This window comes from Clostridium sp. (assembly GCF_036660475.1).
Classification (GTDB): Bacteria; Bacillota; Clostridia; order Clostridiales; family Clostridiaceae; genus Clostridium_J.
In genome coordinates this window covers 1-21122 of sequence record NZ_JAVXAO010000020.1, presented here as the reverse complement: position 1 = coordinate 21122, position 21122 = coordinate 1, and the positions used below count along the sequence as shown (strand labels likewise).

General features: G+C 32.5%; 26 protein-coding genes and 1 pseudogene. All 27 read left to right on the top strand.

The genetic code is table 11. The annotated features are described in order from the left end of the window. The 27 genes and pseudogenes from RSA29_RS17845 (at position 1) to RSA29_RS17715 (ending at position 20982) form a co-directional block, all read left to right on the top strand. Positions 1-195, top strand: a complete 195-nt coding sequence (locus RSA29_RS17845) for a hypothetical protein (protein ID WP_346943750.1) — start codon at positions 1-3, stop codon at positions 193-195. Positions 196-208: 13 nt separating this feature from the next. Further along, positions 209-529: pseudogene (gene ssb / locus RSA29_RS17840) on the top strand (single-stranded DNA-binding protein); the annotation flags it as partial. Between the two features lie 96 nt (positions 530-625). After that, positions 626-1735, top strand: coding sequence for a site-specific DNA-methyltransferase (locus RSA29_RS17835; protein ID WP_346943749.1), 1110 nt, complete (start codon positions 626-628; stop codon positions 1733-1735). Between the two features lie 248 nt (positions 1736-1983). Then, the gene (locus RSA29_RS17830; RefSeq protein WP_346944619.1) at positions 1984-2385 is read left to right on the top strand and encodes a hypothetical protein; all 402 of its coding nucleotides are present in this window, start codon (positions 1984-1986) and stop codon (positions 2383-2385) included. A 111-nt stretch (positions 2386-2496) separates the two neighbouring features. Then, entirely contained in the window at positions 2497-2742 is a 246-nt protein-coding gene (locus tag RSA29_RS17825) for a hypothetical protein (protein WP_346943747.1), read from the top strand. After that, the gene (locus RSA29_RS17820; RefSeq protein ID WP_346943746.1) at positions 2732-3397 is read left to right on the top strand and encodes a tyrosine-type recombinase/integrase; all 666 of its coding nucleotides are present in this window, start codon (positions 2732-2734) and stop codon (positions 3395-3397) included. The genes RSA29_RS17825 and RSA29_RS17820 overlap by 11 nt, the downstream gene beginning before the upstream one ends. Positions 3398-3807: 410 nt before the next feature. Next, positions 3808-4389 (top strand): recombinase family protein, encoded by a 582-nt coding sequence (locus tag RSA29_RS17815; protein WP_346943745.1) that lies wholly within the window; start codon positions 3808-3810, stop codon positions 4387-4389. 39 nt (positions 4390-4428) lie between these two features. Continuing rightward, positions 4429-5193, top strand: coding sequence for a phage terminase small subunit (terS, locus tag RSA29_RS17810; protein WP_346943744.1), 765 nt, complete (start codon positions 4429-4431; stop codon positions 5191-5193). Continuing rightward, a complete protein-coding gene (locus RSA29_RS17805; RefSeq protein ID WP_346943743.1) occupies positions 5186-6484 on the top strand; it encodes a PBSX family phage terminase large subunit in 1299 nt (432 codons plus the stop codon). Before terS ends, RSA29_RS17805 begins: the two co-directional genes overlap by 8 nt. Positions 6485-6635: 151 nt before the next feature. After that, a complete protein-coding gene (locus tag RSA29_RS17800) occupies positions 6636-8099 on the top strand; it encodes a phage portal protein (protein WP_346943742.1) in 1464 nt (487 codons plus the stop codon). Continuing rightward, complete coding sequence (locus RSA29_RS17795) at positions 8089-9441, top strand: minor capsid protein (RefSeq protein ID WP_346943741.1); 1353 nt, start codon at positions 8089-8091, stop codon at positions 9439-9441. Before RSA29_RS17800 ends, RSA29_RS17795 begins: the two co-directional genes overlap by 11 nt. Beyond that, a complete protein-coding gene (locus tag RSA29_RS17790) occupies positions 9442-9756 on the top strand; it encodes a hypothetical protein (RefSeq protein ID WP_346943740.1) in 315 nt (104 codons plus the stop codon). It begins immediately after the preceding gene. A 180-nt stretch (positions 9757-9936) separates the two neighbouring features. Further along, positions 9937-10533, top strand: a complete 597-nt coding sequence (locus RSA29_RS17785; RefSeq protein WP_346943739.1) for a phage scaffolding protein — start codon at positions 9937-9939, stop codon at positions 10531-10533. 16 nt (positions 10534-10549) lie between these two features. Next, a complete protein-coding gene (locus RSA29_RS17780; RefSeq protein ID WP_346943738.1) occupies positions 10550-11437 on the top strand; it encodes a hypothetical protein in 888 nt (295 codons plus the stop codon). A gap of 46 nt (positions 11438-11483) precedes the next feature. Then, the gene (locus RSA29_RS17775) at positions 11484-11804 is read left to right on the top strand and encodes a phage head-tail connector protein (RefSeq protein ID WP_346943763.1); all 321 of its coding nucleotides are present in this window, start codon (positions 11484-11486) and stop codon (positions 11802-11804) included. Beyond that, a complete protein-coding gene (locus tag RSA29_RS17770; RefSeq protein WP_346943737.1) occupies positions 11801-12115 on the top strand; it encodes a hypothetical protein in 315 nt (104 codons plus the stop codon). The genes RSA29_RS17775 and RSA29_RS17770 overlap by 4 nt, the downstream gene beginning before the upstream one ends. Next, a complete protein-coding gene (locus RSA29_RS17765; RefSeq protein WP_346943736.1) occupies positions 12108-12521 on the top strand; it encodes an HK97 gp10 family phage protein in 414 nt (137 codons plus the stop codon). The genes RSA29_RS17770 and RSA29_RS17765 overlap by 8 nt, the downstream gene beginning before the upstream one ends. After that, positions 12522-12875, top strand: a complete 354-nt coding sequence (locus RSA29_RS17760) for a hypothetical protein (RefSeq protein ID WP_346943735.1) — start codon at positions 12522-12524, stop codon at positions 12873-12875. Continuing rightward, entirely contained in the window at positions 12875-13432 is a 558-nt protein-coding gene (locus RSA29_RS17755) for a hypothetical protein (protein WP_346943734.1), read from the top strand. The genes RSA29_RS17760 and RSA29_RS17755 overlap by 1 nt, the downstream gene beginning before the upstream one ends. Positions 13433-13495: 63 nt before the next feature. After that, positions 13496-13795, top strand: coding sequence for a hypothetical protein (locus RSA29_RS17750; RefSeq protein ID WP_346943733.1), 300 nt, complete (start codon positions 13496-13498; stop codon positions 13793-13795). An 8-nt stretch (positions 13796-13803) separates the two neighbouring features. Then, positions 13804-14109 carry a hypothetical protein gene (locus RSA29_RS17745; protein ID WP_346943732.1) on the top strand — a complete coding sequence of 102 codons (306 nt, stop codon included), beginning with the start codon at positions 13804-13806 and terminating at the stop codon, positions 14107-14109. Further along, positions 14110-16833, top strand: a complete 2724-nt coding sequence (locus tag RSA29_RS17740; protein WP_346943731.1) for a phage tail tape measure protein — start codon at positions 14110-14112, stop codon at positions 16831-16833. An 11-nt stretch (positions 16834-16844) separates the two neighbouring features. Next, positions 16845-17711, top strand: coding sequence for a phage tail family protein (locus RSA29_RS17735; protein ID WP_346943730.1), 867 nt, complete (start codon positions 16845-16847; stop codon positions 17709-17711). Continuing rightward, positions 17711-18808 (top strand): siphovirus ReqiPepy6 Gp37-like family protein, encoded by a 1098-nt coding sequence (locus RSA29_RS17730; protein ID WP_346943729.1) that lies wholly within the window; start codon positions 17711-17713, stop codon positions 18806-18808. Before RSA29_RS17735 ends, RSA29_RS17730 begins: the two co-directional genes overlap by 1 nt. A gap of 4 nt (positions 18809-18812) precedes the next feature. Further along, the gene (locus RSA29_RS17725; RefSeq protein ID WP_346944618.1) at positions 18813-20558 is read left to right on the top strand and encodes a hypothetical protein; all 1746 of its coding nucleotides are present in this window, start codon (positions 18813-18815) and stop codon (positions 20556-20558) included. Further along, a complete protein-coding gene (locus tag RSA29_RS17720; protein WP_346944617.1) occupies positions 20558-20863 on the top strand; it encodes a hypothetical protein in 306 nt (101 codons plus the stop codon). Before RSA29_RS17725 ends, RSA29_RS17720 begins: the two co-directional genes overlap by 1 nt. A gap of 2 nt (positions 20864-20865) precedes the next feature. Next, entirely contained in the window at positions 20866-20982 is a 117-nt protein-coding gene (locus RSA29_RS17715) for a CD1375 family protein (protein ID WP_346942477.1), read from the top strand. Positions 20983-21122 lie beyond the last annotated feature (140 nt).

The following is a 21122-nucleotide window of genomic DNA, read 5'->3' as shown; positions in this document are numbered from 1 at the left end:
ATGAGTGATGATGTAGTAGATTTTTTAAAAAAGAGTAGAGAACTATTAGACTATTGCTCGAGGATGGAGATGGCTACAAAGTATAGGACGGATGCATTTAACTATGGTGAGTATAGATTCTTGCTTCATGCTGCAGTTAAAGAAGTGTGTAGCAAGGAAGAGGTATTAAAAATATATAGTCAAGGGCTAAGATGAAAGGTGGATGAGTATGAATAAGGTAGTTTTAATAGGACGATTAACTAAAGACCCAGAGCTTAAATTTACACCAACAACAGGTACAGCAGTTGCAACATTTACGATTGCAGTTAACAGAATATATAAAAAAGATGGACAACCAGAGGCGGATTTTATACCTATAGTAGTATGGGGCAAACAAGCTGAAAGTACTGCTAATTATATGAGCAAAGGTAAGCTTTTAAGTGTAGCTGGTAGAATAGAAACTCGTTCTTATGAATCTAAAGATGGAGGAAGACGATATGTTATGGAGGTAGTGGCTGATGAAGTAATGTTTCTGGAATGGAAAAATAAAAATGAAGAGCCAGGCATGACACAAATTGATGACGATGAAGATTTACCATTTTAGTAGGCAATCTGTAGAAAATGCGAAGCACCAGGAGGTGGAAAGATGCTAGAAATTAATAAGGTACACAACATAAATTGTTTAGATGGGTTGAGATTATTAAAAAATAAATCAGTAAATTGCTGCATAACAAGTCCACCATATTATGCATTAAGAGATTACGGAATAAAACCTACAGTATGGCCAACAGTAAAATATTATCCAATGACAGGAATACCTTACGAAATAGAATTACCAGAGTGGACAGGGTGCCTTGGGTTAGAACCAACGATTGAAATGTTTATCGCTCATATAGTTTTTATCTTTAGAGAAGTAAAAAGAGTATTAAAGGATGATGGCACGTTATGGATTAATTTTGGAGATAGTTTTGTTGGTACTGGTGGAGATAGAAAACATGATGTAAAAAACGAACTCTTCAATGAGCAACAGTCCCATAATCCTAATGATGGTAGGTATGAAAGAAACAAGTTTGTTAGGAAAACAGGATTAAAAGTTAAGGACCTAATGGGAATACCTTGGCGAGTAGCTTTTGCACTGCAGGCTGATGGTTGGTATTTAAGAATGGATAACATATGGAATAAGCCGAGTTGTATGCCAGAAGCAGTACGAGACAGAACAACTAAATCCCATGAATATATGTTTCTGTTAAGTAAAAGTAAAAATTATTATTATGACAACGAAGCAATAAAGGAGCCTTGCGTTAACGGTGATCCTAATCCTCCAAGGGGAAGTGCCGGAGTTATAGGAAACCTAAACTCAGGAAGAAGATTAAAAGGTAATGCTAAAAGCTTCAGAGGTGGTGGAGTATATACACAAGGACAGAGCTTTAATAATTCAGCAGCAGTTGAAAGAGAAACTCATGGGAATAAGCCTAATGAATTATTGTTAAGAAATAAAAGGTCAGTTTGGACTGTGGCCACAGATAAATTTAGTGAAGCACATTTTGCTACATTCCCACCTAAGTTAATAGAACCTTGTATATTAGCAGGATGTCCAGTGGGAGGAATTACACTTGATCCATTCATGGGAAGCGGAACAGTTGGAGCAAAATCATTAGAACTGCAGAGAAATTTTATTGGATTTGAAATTAATCCTGAGTATGTAGAATTAGCTGAAAATTATAGGTTAAATGAAGTGCAGATTAAAATTGTCTAGGTTCGCAATTCAAGGATTAAGTAACTCGGCTCCTTGGCAAAATGGAGGAATGTATTAACTACTTAACATAAAAGGTGGTGGAGTAGTTAATCACAGATATAATATTAGTAATTCACCCCTGAAGCACTAAATTTTAAAAGTCGCTTCCTCCATTTTACTAAGCAGTCGAGTGAATTATTTAAATTAAATATAGATTATAAAGGGTGTGTGTGTAGTTGGTATATAGAGAACTGAAGGAAGAAATCGAAATGTTAAAATTAAGGATAGAAGGACTAGAAGATGAAAGTAAAATGATAACAGCGATATTGACTAAACCGCCAAGTGAAGTTAAAGGTATGGAATATAGCGGCATACCAAGTGGCAAAATGGTAAATAAGAGTGTGCTATATTACATAGACGTTTTGCAAAGAACAGATAATATGATTTTTCTAGATAAATGTATTTTAGATACTAAAGAGAAAAATCTAAAGGAAATGAATGATAGATTGAAAAATATAGATGGGTTAGATAAAAAAATAATTTACATGAAAGAAATCCAAGATAAAAACTTAAGAGAGATAGCAGATGAGCTAGGTTATAGCTATGATCATATTAGAAGAGTACATTCTAAAAATAAACATGCCACAATTTGTGCCACATACAATTTGTAATTTAAGATATAGAATAGTATTATGAGAACAAAAGAAAAGTAGTCCCCAGAACAAATAAAAGCACTTAGATTATTATCTAGGTGCTTTTATTTGCCCTATTTTAGAATAAAGGTGGTGAGAATAATAGAGAAAATATATACAAGCTTTAAATGTATAACATGCAGAAAAGAAACTATATTACTAACAAATGAAGTAGAAAGTACTATAAGACAATGTAAGTATATATCTTGCTCTCACTGCGGATCTAGAAGGATAGTAAAAGAAAAAGTAACAGATGATTTAAGAGAATGTATGCACCATGAAACCTGGAAAAAGGACAAGGGTAAGATAAGGCAGGTGAGATTTGGTGGGAAATAAAACTAAACCAATTAAAGATCCTAAAGATTTAAAAAAAATAAAAGATTGGTTGAAAGAAAATAATTTAGTAGTTTATGTTTATAGTCAAGTTGCATTAGGAACTGGATATAGAGTTGGTGATTTAGTAAAAATAAGCGTAGGAGAAACTAGAGAGGCTCTACTAAAGGGATATTTCAATGTTATCGAACAGAAAAAAACAAATAAAAAGAGAACTGATATAAAGAGAAAAAAGGGTAAAGAATATTGTGAGGAAAGATTCAAGGTAACTCTAGTTCCTAGAAAAGCAATTGTAAAAGATAACTTAAAAGTTATGCTTGAAGAATATATAAAAGATAAAAAAGACTGGGAATATTTATTTCCATCACCTACTAATAGAAAAAAGCACATAGACCCTAAACAAACCTGTAGAGTTATAAATAAAGCCGCTCAAGAATGCGATGTAGATATATGTATTTGTAACCACGGATTACGGAAAACATATGGTTACATTATTTATAAAAATGCAATAAAGCAAGGTAAAGAAGCAAGCTATGGATTATTATTAGTTCAAAAAATGTTTTGTCATTCAAGCCCAGATATAACGAGGAGTTATATAGGCCTTGATGAAGAAGAGGAAGAAGAGTCAATTTTAGCAGTTGATGATTATATTGGATAATAGTTAAAATATATTTTTTGCTTACAGATGTTCTTTTTTTAAATCAAAAAGACATTGGGGGTAAAAAAATTGAAGCATATATAGAAGAGATTCAAAAAAAGCAATGTCTTTCTTTATTATATAAAAGGTACAAGTTTCACACGAAATTATTGAAATATATGGAATTAAGGGGTTGTGAGGCGGAAATCAAAGATTATTATATAAAATGCAGTACATTCAACTCAAATACATTCCGCTACCTCTTATGTAGTGCTGATTATAGCAATAATATTAATAATGAATGTTAATTATAGTTTCTTGCAAAAATATACCGTAATCATAAGTTTTATGTATTGACTATGATTTTAGAATCATGTAGAATAAGGATATAAAACGTAATCAAAACACATAATCAAAAGGATGTGGCAAAAATGGGTAAAATTTATGGTTATTGTAGAGTATCTACTCGGAAACAACTTGATGGATATGGGCTAGATGTTCAAGAGAAAGAAATAAGTGATAAGTATTCAAATGTTGAGTTATTTCTAGAACAATTTACAGGGACTACAACAGAAAGACCAATTTTTAATGAGGTAGTAAAAAAGTTAGAAGCGGGGGACACTTTAGTAGTAACTAAACTTGATAGGTTAGCAAGAAATACAGTTGAGGGAATTGAAATAGTCCAACAACTATTTAAGAAAGATGTGTCAGTTCATGTTTTAAATGTTGGCTTATTAGAAAATACATCAATGGGTAAGTTTTTTTTAACAACATTGTTTGCAGTTGCAGAAATGGAAAGAAATACGATATTAGAAAGAACCCAAGCAGGCAAAGAAATTGCGAGAACAAAAGCAGGGTATAAAGAGGGTCGACCTAAGAAATATACTTTAGAGCAAATGGATCATGCAGTAAGCTTATTAGAAAATTATAGTTATACCCAAGTTGAGAAAATGACAAAAATATCAAAAGCAACTTTAGTGAGAGAAGTTAGAAATAGAAAAGCTAGTGTTTAACATTGGCTTTTTTATTTTGTAAAAAAGGGGGGAGGAACAATGGCAAGGCAAAGAAATCTTAATAGGGATAAAGCATTTGAATTATATAAAAAAAATAAAGGGAATGTAACGCCAAGGGTTATAGCTGAAGAACTGAGTGAAAGTGCAGCTAATATAAGAACTTGGAAAAGCCAAGATAAATGGGAAGAGCAGTTAGGAATAAGGAAAAGTGGGAGAGGTGCACCCAAGAATAATAAAAATGCACTTGGGAATAATGGTGGAGCTCCAGGCGGAAACCTTAATGCATTTAAGCATGGTGAGAGAATACCAGAAGAAAGATTTGCATCTAAGAAATTCTTATCTAAGTACTTACCAAGAGTAACTACAAAAATAATGGATGAAATTGTGGAAAGTGGTATGGATTCTTTAGAGATACTGTGGACTAATATACAGATTCAGTTTACTGCAATTATTAGAAGTCAAAAGATAATGCATGTTAAGAGCCATAATGATATTACTAAAGAGGTTAAGAAAAATAAATCATATGTAGATAAAAAGATGAAAACCGAAGAGGTGGAATATGAAATACAGTTTGCTTGGGATAAACAAGAGCGGTTTTTAATAGCTCAATCAAAAGGTATACAAATTCTAATGAACATGATTAAGACATATGAGGAATTACTTCATAAGAATTGGGATAGTGCAACAGAAGAGCAAAAGTTAAGAGTTGATAAGTTGAAAATAGAAGTTGATAAACTAACTAATAAAGATAATATGGGCCCTATAAAAATAGAGTTCATAAAGGCAAGTAGCAAAAATGATTAGAGAAGAAGATGTAACAACATTTGCATTAAATGATCACTTCTATGATTTAATAGATGATTGGAATCAAAAGTATTATTTTATTGTTGGCGGTTATGGAAGTTCAAAGAGCTATCATGTTGCAATAAAGGTCATTAAGAAACTACTTGAAGAGAAAAGAACAGCATTAGTTGTGAGAGAAGTATTCGACACCTTAAGAGATTCTTGTTACTCATTACTTGAAGAGGTTGCATTAGCATTAGGATTAGATGAAAGTGTAATTAAGTTTACTGAATCACCTATGAGAGTAAGGTTTGCTAATGGTTCAAAGATAATATTTAAAGGGATGGATAAACCAGCTAAGTTAAAGTCGCTTAATGGAGTATCTATTGTTTGGATAGAGGAATGTAGTGAAGTTAAGTATGCAGGGTTTAAGGAACTTACAGGGAGATTAAGACATCCTAAGTTAAGTAATCATATTATTTTATCAACTAATCCAGTAAGCAAAGGTAATTGGTGCTATAAACACTTCTTTGAAGATAAGAAAAAAGATGTTTATATACTAAATGATGAAGAGTTATACAGGAAAAGGATAATAGTAAAAGGAAAAACATATTATCATCATTCAGTTGTTGATGATAACTATTTTGTACCTAAAGAATATATAGAGACATTAGATGAATTAAAACAGCATGATCCTGACTTATGGAGGATAGCAAGAAAAGGAAAGTTTGGAATCAATGGATTGTTAGTATTACCACAATTCGAGGTACAACCTAAAGAAAAGGTAATGAAATCAATTAAAGAAATAAAGAATCCATTACTTAGAAATGGTATGGATTTTGGATTTGTAACTTCTTACAATGCTGTAGTTAGATTAGCAGTAGATCATGATGAAAAGATTCTCTATATATATTGGGAGTATTATAGCAAGAATAAAACAGATCCAGAGATTGCAAAAGATATTGAAGAGTTTAAGGATAGTAGAGAACTAATAAAAGCAGATTGTGCAGAGCCAAAAGCTATTAAATATTATAAACAAGAAGGATTTAGAATGAGAGGATGTAAAAAGTTTGCAGGTTCTAGGTCTATGTACACTAAGAAGGTTAAGAGGTTTAAAAAGATAATATGCTCAGATAGCTGTATAAGTACAATGGAAGAACTAAAAGAGTTAACTTTTAAAATAGATCCTAAAACTGGAGAACCTATAGAAGATGAATTTAATATAGATCCGCATACTTTATCAGCAATATGGTATGCATTAGATGATTATGAGGTATCAGACATAAAGGGCAGTGGATTGAAAACATTTTAGCAATATTTTAATAAGAAGTTTTGATTATTAATTTTGACCATATCATAAGCGTTGAATTTACTAGAGCAAAATTATGTAATCAAAATATATAACTTATGATTACATGATTGGTAGAGTATATAGTGTTATGTGTGAAATGAAGGTGAGATAAGTGGGTATTAAAGATATATGGAATAAGATTAAGAAAGGAGTGAAGGCAGGAGTTATGGCATTACAAGATAATAAATTAACTGATAATAAAGTGGTAGTTCTTATAAATGATTTTAATAATTCAAGTAAAAGAAACTGGATGTCAACAGGACAGAAATATTATGAAGTAGAAAATGACATACTTAAGAGACGTATAACTAGAAAAGTTAAAGGGACAGAAATTGAAGAAACCTATAAGGCTAATAATAAGCTGGCACATAGTAAATATAAAAATATGGTTGATGAAAAGGTAGCTTATTTATTATCCAGGGATTATTCCTTGAGTTGTGATGATAAAAGCTATGTTGAAAAGATTAAATCTATTTTAGGTAAGTATTTTCAATATCAGATTAGTGGATTAGGCTATGAAGCAAGTAACAAAGGTATAGCATGGCTCCAGGCATATATAGATGAAGAGGGCAACTTTAAGACTATGTTAATACCGTCTGAACAATGTATCCCTATATGGAGAGATAATAGTCATACAGAGTTAGAGAGTATGATAAGGGTATATGAAACAACCGTATGGGAATATGATAAGAAGAAGACTATAACTAATGTTGAAGTATGGAGCAAGGATGGAGTTTCTTATTACAGATTAGATGGGAAATTATTGATAGCTGATTATGATATGAATAATGATACTAATGGGCCAGTAGCACATTACAAGAAAGGTGATATGTGGTATGCGTGGGGGAGAGTTCCTTTCATACCTTTCAAAAATAATAGAATAGAGCTCCCAGATATTAAGTTTGTAAAATCTTTAGTGGATGCATATGACTTAAGCAGAAGTGAAGCTGCTAACTATGTTGAAGAAGTAAAGAACCTTATCTTTATTTTAAAAGGATATGGTGGAGAAGATATTACAGAGTTTATGAGAGTACTTAATGAGGATAGAGCAATACCAATAGATGATCCAGAAGATGGTGGAGTTGAAACATTAACACCAACAATGGATATAACAGCACTAAGAGAACACTATGAGCAGTTAAAGAGAGATTTAATTGAGGATGGACAATCAGTTAATAAAGATTTAGATAAGTTTGGGAGTGCTCCAAGTGGGGTAGCACTTAAATTTATGTATGCAGGATTAGATTTAAAGTCTAACGCTTTAGAATCAGAGTTTAAAATGGGATTTGAGTCTTTGCTTTATTTTATAAATATATATCTTTCAGAAAATAATCTAGGAGCATATAAAAATGTAGATATAGATATCATTTTCAATAGAGACATGGAGATTAATGAGAGTGAAGTAATAGAGAACTGTAGTAAATCTAAAGGAACTATTAGTGATAAAACTATAATTGCTAACCACCCATGGGTTAAAGATGTTGAAGTAGAAGAAAAAGCACTAGAGGAGCAAACAAAGGCAAGCTTACCATTCCAAGATAAGATACCTATAGGTGGTGGAGTAGATGAAGAATAGTGAGTACTGGGAGAGTAGGATAGCTAATAAAACATGGCAAACTTATAATAACTTAGAGGAAAAGAATAGAGATTTATTAGAAATGTATCAAGATGCAAGTTTACAAATTTCTGAGGAGTTATATAAGGTAACTGAGAAGATTAATGGTGGTAAAGGTATAACACTATCGGATATGCACAAGTTTAAGCGGCTTACAGGATTACAAAAGAATATGGAAGATATAATTAGAAGTATTGGGGAAAGTGTTGAAATATTTGGTAAAAATAATATGATGGAAGGGTTTAAAGATACTTACTCTAACATTATGGTTGAATTGGGGCAAACACAATTTTCTATGATTCCAAAGAAAGTCATGGAAGAAATGATGAATAGACCATGGTTTGGAAGTAGCTTTTCAGAAAGGTTATGGAAGAATACACAGGTACTTGCGAGTAATCTAAATGAAATATTAGTAACGGGATTAACTCAAGGGAAGACTATTGCAGAGATAGCTATACAACTAAGTAACATGATGAATACAGGCTTTAATATAAGCCATAAGTTAGTTAGAACTGAGACTATGCATTATCTTAATGAGAGTGCAAAGAAAGCTTACAAAAATAGTGGATGTGAAGAGGTACAAGTGTGGGCAGCAGTAGATGAAAGACTTTGCAAAGTATGTGGCGTAAAACATGGTAATATATATAGAATAAAGGATTGTCCTACACTGCCATTACATTCGAATTGTAGATGTACTATATTACCTATAGTAGATAGAGAAGATGCAAAGAAAGACCATGAAGCAGCTAAAAAGGATATTAATAATGAGTTTAATAAAAGACATGACTTAGATAATGGACTAGGTAATAAGAATAGAAAGTTAAATATGCCTAAAGACACATTAAAACACTCAAATGAAGGTGATTTTAATAATCCTAGAAATCCAAAGAAAGTTAAGCCAGGAGAGATAAGATTAAAGAGTGGTGGACACGGACAAGATAATATTAAACTGTTAGAAAAAAGAAAAATAGAGTATAATATAATTAAGGAATATTCAAATGGAGTAAGATGTGGTAATGTTCCAAACCATAAAGAACCAGCTAAGAAAATAGGATTAGGTCAGGTGTGGTTCCCTAAAGATTGGACTGAAATTAAAATTAAAAAAGCTGGAGAATATGTAGCTAATTTAAAGGATAAAAGTAAGTATATAATTCAAGAATTTAAAGTAAATGATGAAGTTGTTGCTATTTATAAATTTGCTAATTATGACGATGTGACAGTATGTACATGTTATAATACAAAATTGAAAAGAGTAATGACTATATTCCCAGATGGAGAACAAAGAATGATAGGTGGTGATTAAATGATTGATAAGAAGAAAATTAAATATAACATCGATATGATAGAGGCATTTACTAGAAATGGAGCATCACCTAATTTGGATGAATATTGGGATGTAATAGTTAATGAGCTAAGTCAAAACATAGATGATACTAAAAAATATCTAAATGAATGTAGTAATGGAGAAATAGAATTTATTAGTGGATATTTTGAAGACGTGTCATATAATCTGCAAAGTAAAGAGTTTGTAGATTTTATCAAAGAACTTCAAGAACAGCATCCGAATATAGACATGAAGAAAGAAATACAGTGGGCAGAAGATGCAATAGAAGATTAGAAGAGCACTTACTTAGATAAAGAGTAGGTGCTTTTATTATACTTAAATTTAAGTCTTAGGAAACTAAGGCTTTTTATTTCGCCCTTTTTAAAGTTTTGCAGGGCATAAAGAACAAAGGTAACTCTACAGTACCTGGAGAGCAGGTATAAAAATCTATTAGAAGTAAAGGAGAGAAAGAAGATGGAATGGTTAAGAAAATTATTAGAAGGTGCTAAAAAGAAAGAAGATGGAGGTGTTGATATTGAGGACTTGATGAAGCAAATTAATACTGAATTTCCTAAAAATGCAGTACCAAAGGAAACCTTTAATGATATTAATGGTCAACTTAAAACAGCTAATACTACTATCACAGATCTAAAGAAGAATAATGGGGACAATGAAGCTTTACAAAAGACTATCAAGGAACATGAAGCTACTATTAAAACTCAAAAGAATGATTATGATGCTAAACTAAAAAATCTTACTTTAGATAGTGCTATCGAGAAAGCATTAACCACATCAAAAGCCAAACACACAGATTTATTGGCTACAAAGATTGATAGAGAAAAGTTAGTAATTGCTGAAGATGGTAAAGTAACTGGATTAGATGATCAACTTAAAGGGTTAAAGGAATCTTACAAGGATTTATTCGAAGAGAAAATAAGTGGAAGAGAGCCAGCCAATCCTGAAAATGGTGTTTTGGGCAATAACACATATGCAGCATTAATGGCCAATGCTGATAATATGACATCAGAGGAAGTAGCAGCACAATTTATGGCCATGCAAAATAATAAATAGAAAGAAGGAATATTAAATGTCAGTAGCAAAATTTAAAGCAACATTATGGGAAGGTGCATTACTTGCAAACTTCCACACTACATCAACAGCTGATGCAGTATCAACAAAACCATCAAGTGTTAAGGGTGAAAAAGTAATATTCAACAGAGTTGGAGCAGGAACAATAAAGGACTATTCAGGAACTGTTGCATGGGATGAAATTAATACAACTCCTATAGAAATGATTTTTGACAAGAAGAAGTATTTTGCTTTTAGCTTAGATGATTGTGATAAAGTCCAATTAGTAGCTGATGTTATGGGCGCAACTACAGCAGAACATGCAGCAGTATTAGCTGAAACCTATGATAGAGATTTCTATGCTACACTTGCAGCTGGTGTTGCAACGGGTAATACTATTGGTTCAAAATCTACAAAGAAAGATGTATCATCAGTAAATATCTATGACTATATTGTTGATTTAGGTACCATTCTTTCAAAGAAAAAAGTACCAAAAGCTAATAGATATGTAACTGTTAATTCTGAAATATTAGGATTGCTTTCTAAAGATAGAAGATTTACATCTAATCCAACAGTACTTCAAAATGGTATTGTAGAAGGGCAAGTTATAAATGGATTACAGGTTGTTGCTAGTGAAGAATTACCTGTAAATCAAATTGTAGCACACTATATAGGTGCTATAGGTGCAGCTAAACAACTAGATGAAATGGAAGCAATGAGACTTCAAACAAGCTTTGCAGATGGTGTTAGAGGATTATGCATGTATGGTTCTAAAGTTCTTAGAGAAGAGGCAATTGCAGTATTATTCTACAACGTAATACCAACGGATCAAGTTTCACCAACTAAGGTAGAGATAACAAATACTAGTGCTAATCCAGTAAACACTAAGGAAGTACCAATAGTATAAGAGAGGGGGAATCCTCTCTTTTCTTTTGAAATGAGGTATTAGATTGATGAAGAAAGAACAAATTGATTCAATTTTAAAATCAGTTAAATTAAGACCAGGAATGTCTAGCCTAAGGGAAGAATTAATCATTGAATTTATAGAGGATACGTTTAATGATGTGGCAGAGTATATTAACCTTGAGTTGGGCGTAGATATGCCAATAGGATGCATTAGTATAGTTAAAGACCTAGTAATCATAAAGGCTAATAAGTTAGGTTCTGAAGGTATATCAAGTGATTCTCATGAGGGTGTAAGCCAATCATATATAGATGGTATACCTAAAGATATAAAGGCAAGATTAAGAAGATATAGGAGGCTCCCTATATGAGTATAGTAGCAGATATGAAGCCATTGATGTTACAGGTTAAAACTGAAATTAAAACACCGTCTGGGGCATGTAAGGAAACATGGCTAGATGTTAAAAACATTGATGTAGCTTTATATCTAACTAATGATATGAAGTACACACAAAGCATTAAATATAATTCTAGTAGTCATATTGGACTTACCTTTTATAGGGATATTGACAAAAATAAAAATAGATTTAAGCATGAGAATATTATTTATGATATTATTAAGGTTAACCCTAAAGGCAGGTTAACAACATTACTACTTAAGGTGGTTGATACTAATGTCTAATAATGATGAGTTTGTAAGAAGTATAGAAAATGCTACTTTACAGGTTATTCAAGAAGTTGCTAAGAATATGAATAAAGCTTGCCTTGTTGTTGAAAGAGATGCAAAGATGAACTGTCCAGTAGATCAAGGACCACTTAGAGCAAGTATACAACATGATGTAAGTTTTAATGTAGGTGAAATAGTAGGAACTGTATTTAGTAGTTTAGAAATAGCACCATATATACATCAAGGAACTGGGATATATGCAGTAAATGGTGATGGTAGGAAAACACCATGGAAGTATAAAGCTAAATCAGGTAAGTATAAAGGATGGCATATTACTAAAGGGCAAAGACCTTGTCCGTTCCTAGAGTATGCAAAGTTATTTCAAAAAGACAAAATATCTAAGATATTGGCAGGTGGGTAGATGTTAGAGATAGCAATTAAAAATATATTAGAAGAAATAACAGCATTGGAGGTTACTCCTGTATTTGGGATAGGTAAACCTCCTTTTTTAACCTATAATATAACTCCTATTGATGGGGGTGTAGTAAAGCAAAGTCAAGCAGAGATTAAGATAATTGACTCAGACTTTGATAATGCATTATCTATTAGGGAAACAATACTTAAAAAATTAGATATGGAAACAAAGGAGCCTTCATTAGTTAACCGCAACATAGTAATACGTAGTGGACTTGCTGGTGGGGGTTCTTTGTTTAATGATTCAGTTCAGATGTGGGAAGTATCCTGCATATTTATTATTAATTGGAGGTGCATATAATGGGAAAAGAAGAAATAGTATTAGGTGCTGGAGAAGTATTCATGTATGAGTTTACAGGTGTAGAAATGCCAACACATGAAATAATTGAAACAGCTGATCATAATGTGGGAAGTTGCAGTTCAGGATTCTCAATAGACTATAAGCCAGAAAAATATGATGTTAAAAACCAATATGGGAATACAGTTAGAAGTTTTATAACAAAGGAAGAGATAACAGCTAAAACAGGTATATTAAGTTGGTCACTTCAAAGGTTAGCTTTATTATCTACTGCTAGATTTGTATCAGATAAATTAAAGAAAACTAGAACATTAAAATTTGGTGGTGGCGGTGCCCTTAAGACAGTACTTTTAAGATTTGTGCATACTAAGGCCAATGGGAAGAAAATAAGATTTACAATGATAGGTCAAGGTGGTAATGGATTTAGTTTAGAGTTTACAACTAAGGAGCTTACTGTAGATGCTGAGATTACAGCAATAGAATATATTAAGAACTTTCTTGCTGAATTTGAAGAAGAGTTAACAGACGAAGAAGCAGCAGCAATACCAGCAACACCATAGGAGTACTTAGGTACTCTTTTTCTATTTAAATAAATACATGAGATATAAAAGGGAGTGAAGATAATGATAGATTTGGATAAGTATTTAAACCAAAGTATCAAGATAAAGATAAAAGGTGAAGTTATAGAGGTGCTTCAGCCAAGTGCGGTTATGACTAAGAAAATATCAAAACTTGAGAAGTCTATTACAGAAGAAAATTACTTAGAGGTAAAAAGTGAGATAGCCCATATGGTGTTAAATAATAATAGTTCTAATAAGAAGTTTACATTAGAAGAAGTGGACAACATTCCATATAAACTACAAGATTTAATAACAAGAGAAATTACAAGTATGACTTATAAGGCAGATAATGACCCAAACTAAGAATCCCATTGCCAGGTGGGGATATAGGAAAGGCTATAGTAGATAAATATGTTAAGACTGAAGAGTGGGAAAATGATTATATTTTATGTACTAGTGAGTTAAGAAGAATTTCTAAATATACTGGCATGAATTTCAATGAAGTTTTAGACCTTCCATATAGTATGTATCTACTATATAGAAAAGAAAGCTGGATAGATAGCTGGAATAGAACAGAGGAAGGGCGAGAATTCCTTAAAACTCTTTGGAAGTTACAACAGACTAATGCTGATGTTAGTAAAATTAGAGAGTTTCAACACCGAAAGGAGGTTGATTAGATGTCTATGACAAGTGGAATCAGTTTAGCCCCTTTGATGGTTGATATAAAAGCAGATATAAAAGGTTTTAAAAATGATATGTCTAAAGCAGCTGTAGCAGGTGTATCAGAAGCACAAAAGATAAGTAAAGAACTTTCTAATACAATGAAGGTAGGAGAAGGATTCTCTAAGGTTGGTGGAAATCTTACTAAGTTTGTGTCAGTACCTCTTGCAGGTGTAGGTATAGCAGCAGGTAAGATGGCGGTAGATTTTGAAAGTAATTTTGCTAAGGTATCTACACTACTAGATAGTAATGTAGTTGATTTTGATGATTATAAGAGTAGTTTATTAAAAGCTAGTAATGATAGTAAGGTTGCTGTTGGTGAGTTCAGTGATGCGGTATATGAATCAATATCTGCTGGTGTAGACCAAACAAAAGCAATAGGATTTACAACTGAGGCTATGAAGCTTGCTAAAGGTGGATTTACTTCTGGGGCAAAAGCCGTTGATGTAATGACTACTGCAATTAATGGTTATAAGCTTAAGACCGAAGATGCAAATAGAATAAGTGATCTTCTTATTACTACACAAAACTTAGGGAAGACTACGGTAGATGAATTAGCTAGTAGCATGGGTAGTGTTATACCAATTGCAAGTGCAGCTAACTATTCTATAGATGAACTTAGTGCAGCCTATGCTTTAATGACTAAAAACGGTATAGCAACAAGTGAAGCAGGTACTTATGTAAAATCAATGCTTAGTGAATTAACTAAGGCTGGTAGTATAACAGACAAGGCATTGAGAGAATTAAGTGGGAAAGGCTTTGCAGAACTAAAGGCAGAGGGTAAGGATACTAGTGAAATATTCGCTATGTTAAATAAACATGCTAAGGATAATAATATTACACTTAAAGATATGTTTGGTTCAGTAGAAGCTGGATCTGCAGCTATGGTATTGGCTAGTGGTGATGGTGCTGAATATAATGAGATGCTTAAAGCAATGGAAGGCAGTGCAGGGGCAACTCAAGCAGCATTTGAAAAGATAGATATAAGTCCAGCTGAACAAATGAAAGGTGCTTTAAATAAAGTGAAAAATGCGGGTATAGAGTTAGGTATATCTCTAGTTCCTGCAATAACTAAGGTAGCTGATGTTATAAGTGGACTTGCTGATAAATTTAGTAACCTTACAGAAGAACAACAATCTAATATTCTGAAGTGGGGCGCAATAGCAATAGCAGCAGGGCCAGCATTAAAGATAGTCGGTGGAGGAATACAGACTTTCGCAAGTCTAAAATCTATTATAGGCGGAGCATCAACAGCTATGAGTATATTTGGTACTGGTTCAGCAGCAGCAAGCACAGCGGCAACAGGACTTGGAACAGCGACTAGTTTAGCCGGTGGAACAGCTGGAGTTGGAGGCTTGGCAATGGGACTAGGGGAGGTAGTAGTAGCAGTAGCTCCATTTGCATTAGGAGCAGCGGCAATAGCAGCAGCTGGATATGGTGTATATAAAGTTATGACTACAGAAGTAGTCCCAAGTGTAGATTTATTTGCAGATACCATGGTGGCAAGTGGAACTAAAATGACTGAGTACGGTGAAGTAGTTAATTATGAAACTGTTAAGATAAGTGAAGCTACTAAAACTGCAGTTGGGGCTTATATAGATATGGATAGTGGGGTTAAAAGTGCACTAGATAGTTTATATATTAACTCTACTACTATTACAGAGGAAACTTGTAACAACTTAATGACAAGTTATGCGAAAATGGGAACTACAATAACAACTGGACTTGAAGCAGATAAGAAGAATGATCTAGATATATTAGATAAATATGTAGCAGATTCAACAGCTCTTAGTGAGTTAGAAAAGCAGAAGATACTAGAAACTACAAATGAACAATATGCAATTAAAGAAGAAGTTATAACTGATAAAACCAACGGGATAAAGCAGATATTAGAAAGAGCCAGCGAAGCGAATAGAAAACTATCAAAGGAAGAAATGATTAGTATTAATGAAATACAACAGGAAATGAAAACACAAGCTATTAAGACTTTATCTGAAAATGAAGTTGAAGCAAAAGCTATTCTAGAAAGAATGGCAGCTAGTGACAAAAGAGTTACAGCAGAGCAGGCAGGGGAGCATATTAAAACCCTTAATGCTAGTAGAGATGAAGCAATTAGAATAGCTAATGAAGAATATGATGGAACGATAAAAGCTATTATAAGAATGAGAGATGAAAGCGGTACTATAACAGCAGATCAAGCAACAAAATTAATTGAAGAAGCAACAAGGCAGAAAGATGGAATTGTAGGTAAGGCGGAAGAAACAAGGGAAGAAGCACTTGCAAAGATGCTAGAGCTCAACTCTGAGTTGGAAAAACAAGTTGATGCATCTACTGGAAATATTAAAGGCTTTTGGTCAAGTTTATTTAGTAAGTGGGATTCATGGATACCAAAGAAAAAAACATTTGAATACACATCAACTGCAAGACCAGAGCAAGGAAGCGATGGGATGGATGGCTCACACTATAATGGATTAAGTTATGTACCTTTTGATGGTTACGTGGCACGTCTTCACAAAGGTGAAAGAGTACTTACTGCGGAAGAGAATAAGAGTGGAGTCCAAAGTGGTACAACTAGGGGTGGAGATACTTATATATTTAATAGTCCAAAACAAATAGATGAAGTTGAAGCAAGTAGGTTAATTAGAAGAACAAATAGAGAGTCATCAGTAGTGGGAGTATAGGAGGGGTGTATGTGATAACAATTAATAATCTTAACAGCAATGAGTCTATAACATTTGATAGTATAGGTTCTTATATATTGAATGAAGAAGATTTAGGGGTTATAGCAGGTACTCACAGCACCTCTAAATCTCTAGGACAACATGGTGCGCATCATACGGGTACTGTATTAGAGAGTAGAGATATACCTATATCAGGTACTATTGTTGCAGAGAATGAATATGAAATGGAGATTAAAAAAAGAGATCTTATTGAATTAATTAATCCTTTGGAAAATTTAAGACTTATTAGGGCTAGCTATAAAATAGAAGGTAGGGCTACATCTACAGTTAATTTTTCTAAGAACTATAGTGAAAACAATAATTATATTTGTAAGTTTATATTTACTTTATTTTGTGTAAATCCTTTCTGGAGTAATACACAAGAGACAAAAACGGATATAGCACTTTGGAAAGGGGCCTTTCATTTTCCATTAATAATACCAGTTAAAAAAGGTGTTATTGTGGGGTATAAGGACCCTTCTTTGATTGTAAACATAGTTAATGATGGGAACATAGAAGTAGGTATGGTAATTGAATTTAGGGCACGTGGTAGCATTTCTAACCCATCTTTATTTAATGTAAATACTAGAAAGTGGATTAAAATAGAAAAGAGTATGGTTGCTGGAGAAGTTATTAAAGTTAATACTAACTTTGGTAAAAAAAGAGTCGAGCAATATATTAATGGTGTGACTTCTAATGGATTTACATATCTAAAAAGAGGGTCAGAATTTTTACAATTAAACAAAGGTGATAATCTTTTCAGATATGATGCAGATTCTAATTTAGATAACTTAGAAGTAGCCATATATTATAATTCTAATTACTTGGGGGTGGTGTAATGGACTTAGAAGTATATACCAGGAGTATGGAGTTCATAGGAGTTGTAGATAACTTTTCAGTTTTAAAGTGGCACAGAAAATATTATAAGGCTGGTACATTTGAAATAACATGTCCTTTAACCCAGGATAATTTAGAATTATTAAAAAGAGATAATGTTATATATAAGAGCAATGGTGAGGCTGGGATTATACTTCACAGAGGAATAAAATTAGTTAATGATAAAGAAGTACTGAGTATTAGAGGAAGTTTTCTAGTATCAATATTAAATAGAAGAATAATATGGGATAAGTTATGTTATAAAGGCACTGTAGAGGGGGTATTTGGTCAGATAGTAGATAGTAATTGTATTACTACTAAGTCTGAGAGAGCAATTCCTCTATTGCATTTGGGGGCACTTAAGGGGTATACAGAATCAATTGATTATCAAAAGACAGGTGGTAATGTGTTAGAGGAATTAGAAAGACTGAGCAACACATATGGAATAGGATTTAAAGTAAATTTTATATATGACACTAAAGAATTAGAATTTGAAGTGTATAAAGGCATTGATAGAACTGAGAATCAAAGTATTAATGAGAAAGCTTTATTTAGTAGAGAATATGAAAATATTTTATCCCAAGATTACACTGAAAGTATAGGTGATTATAAGAATACAGTTCTTGTTGCGGGTTCTGGAGAAGGAATAAACAGAAAAAAAACTTCTATAGAAACTGGTCAAGGTTTGGATAGATATGAAATGTATGTAGATGCAAGGGACTTACAGAACACTAAAACTGTAAATGATACAGAAGTATCTATTCCTGATAGCGAATATATTCCTATGCTGAAGCAGAGAGGTAAAAGTAAACTTGAAGAATATAAAGAGATAAAAACTTTTGATGCAGTAATTAATACTAATCAAGATCAAGAGAATTTAGTTTATAGAAAAGACTATGATCTTGGGGATATTGTAACAATATTTGATGAAAAATGGGATATAACACTGGATACGAGAATTACGGAGATAGAAGAAATATATCAAAATTCTGGTATTAGTATAAATGTTATATTCGGAAATGATATTCCTACTATTTATGAGAAATTAAAAAGGATGTGATTAAGTGGAAAGAAGTAGTTTTTTTAATGCAATTCTAAACCAAGATGGAGTTCCAGATAGAGCTTATCTTGCTGAGAATTATGCTAGATACTTTGCTAGTTTCATAGGAAATGGGGTGTTTCCTAACCCAAGTACAAATTTACAGATACTAGCCAATGGAACTGATATGAATATATCGTTGCAGAGTGGAAAGGCATGGATTAACGGTTACTTTTATGAAAATACTGATATCTTGACATTACCTATATCTGCAGCTGATGGTGTGCTTAACAGAATAGATAGAGTTGTATTAAGGTTAGATTTTCTAAATAGAGAGATTAAGGCTTACGTGAAGAAAGGTACCTTTGCGAGTGCTCCAGTTGCACAAGTGTTACAGAGAGATGCAGACATGTACGAAATAGGAATAGCAGATATAGCTGTTAATAAAGGTGCAATAAAGATAACACAGGCTAATATTACAGATTTAAGACAGAATAATAGCTTGTGTGGAATAGTCCATGGTACAGTAGAGCAATTAGATGTTACTACTTTATTTAATCAATACTCAGCTGCGCTGTCTCAAAAAGAAGCAGGGTTTGAAGCAGAATTCAAAACGTGGTTTGATAGCATAAAAGGTCAACTAAGTGGAGATGTAGCCGGGAATTTACAAAATCAAATCAATCAAACTAATGCGCATTTGGGTGAAATGAACACTAAAATAGAAGGTGTAAAAAAGGGTAAAATAGGTGATATAAAGCAATTTATAAACCAACCCAGTAATTGGTTAAAATGTGACGGAAATAAATATGATAAAGTAGCATATCCCGAATTGTATAATTTTATAAAAGCAAATATTATAGAAAGTAATTTTACTGAATGGATAAATAGAAGGGTTAATATCGGTGAAAGTCACTGTAGTTGTATGGCATACGGTAATAAACTATTTGTTATTGTTGCAAGTAACACTACAAATAGTTGTATATATTATAGCTATAACGGTAAAACATGGACTTTAACTCATACATTCGCAGTAAGTGCAGGAGCACTTAAAAGTGTAGAATTTATAAAAGAAACCAATTTATTTATAGCAACTGGTGATAGTGGTCGTATTTTAAAAAGTACCGACGGTATAACATGGTTTGATGTAAGTAAAAATGAACCATATCCTATTAATGTGACTTATTTAAATACTAATTATTATGTATGTGCTGGTGCATATGTTTATAAGACTAAAGATTTTAAAACTTATAGTAGTGGAGAAGCACCTATGTCTGGTATCCAAACTGTGGATATTACTTCCAACAATAACTTGATTGCGGTTATATTGGCTAATGGTAGTATTGCGAGTAAAACCGAAAGCGGAAGTTGGAATATCAATTCAGTAGGAGATAATTATAAATCTAAATACATTATGTACTTTAAAGGTTATTTTGTTGGTGTGTTTCAGAATAAAATCTTTAAAAGCCAAGATGGTATTACGTGGACACAGATAACTATTAATTTATTAAATACGGTGGAAGGTGTTTCATGCAATGATGATTGTATTATAGTAACTACAAGTAATCAAATTTTAACAAGTGATGATTTAATTGCATGGACTTCGGTTAATAATATTGGGGGTATTCTTCAGCCAACGGCAATATATTATAATTACAATAATATTTATGTATATGGATTATCGGGTAACGGTATAACATCGGAGAGAAAAACATCTGAAAATTTACCTAAATTGGGAGAGTTCGATTATATTAAAGCTAAAGAGGTGGTATAATGAGATATTTTTTAGAGTATGACGAAGAGAAAAAGGTTGTAGGATGGTTAACTAAGAATACCTCTCCTACCTCACCGAACTTAGTAGAAGTTGAACCACGTATGTTTAAAGAAAAATTGTTAAGTATTGGAGTTACTTATGAGCTAGAGGAAGATAAAATAAAAAGACTAGAGGAAGAAAAAGCGATACTAGAAAGTTGTGTTATGGAACTTGGTAAATTACAAAGCAAAGAAACCGAAAATCGAGTTGTATTAGAAAATGCAATACTGGAACTAGCAAATTCTATATCTATAGGAGGTAAATAATTATGGTAGCATTATATGTAAAAGTTATTGGTGAAGGCAGAATGACATTGGAAGAAGTTCCATCATTGTGGAAGGAGAAAGTAAGATTGGAGTTAGAAAAGCAAACTATTTTACAATAGACCGATAAGGTGAACTTGATAGATCAGGGAGGATTAGATTTAAATCTAATCTATTTTTATGTTTAAAAATAAAAAGGATGGTGTGAAAATGGATAACATATTAAATTATATTAAGGTTGCAGTAGTAACATTAGGAACAG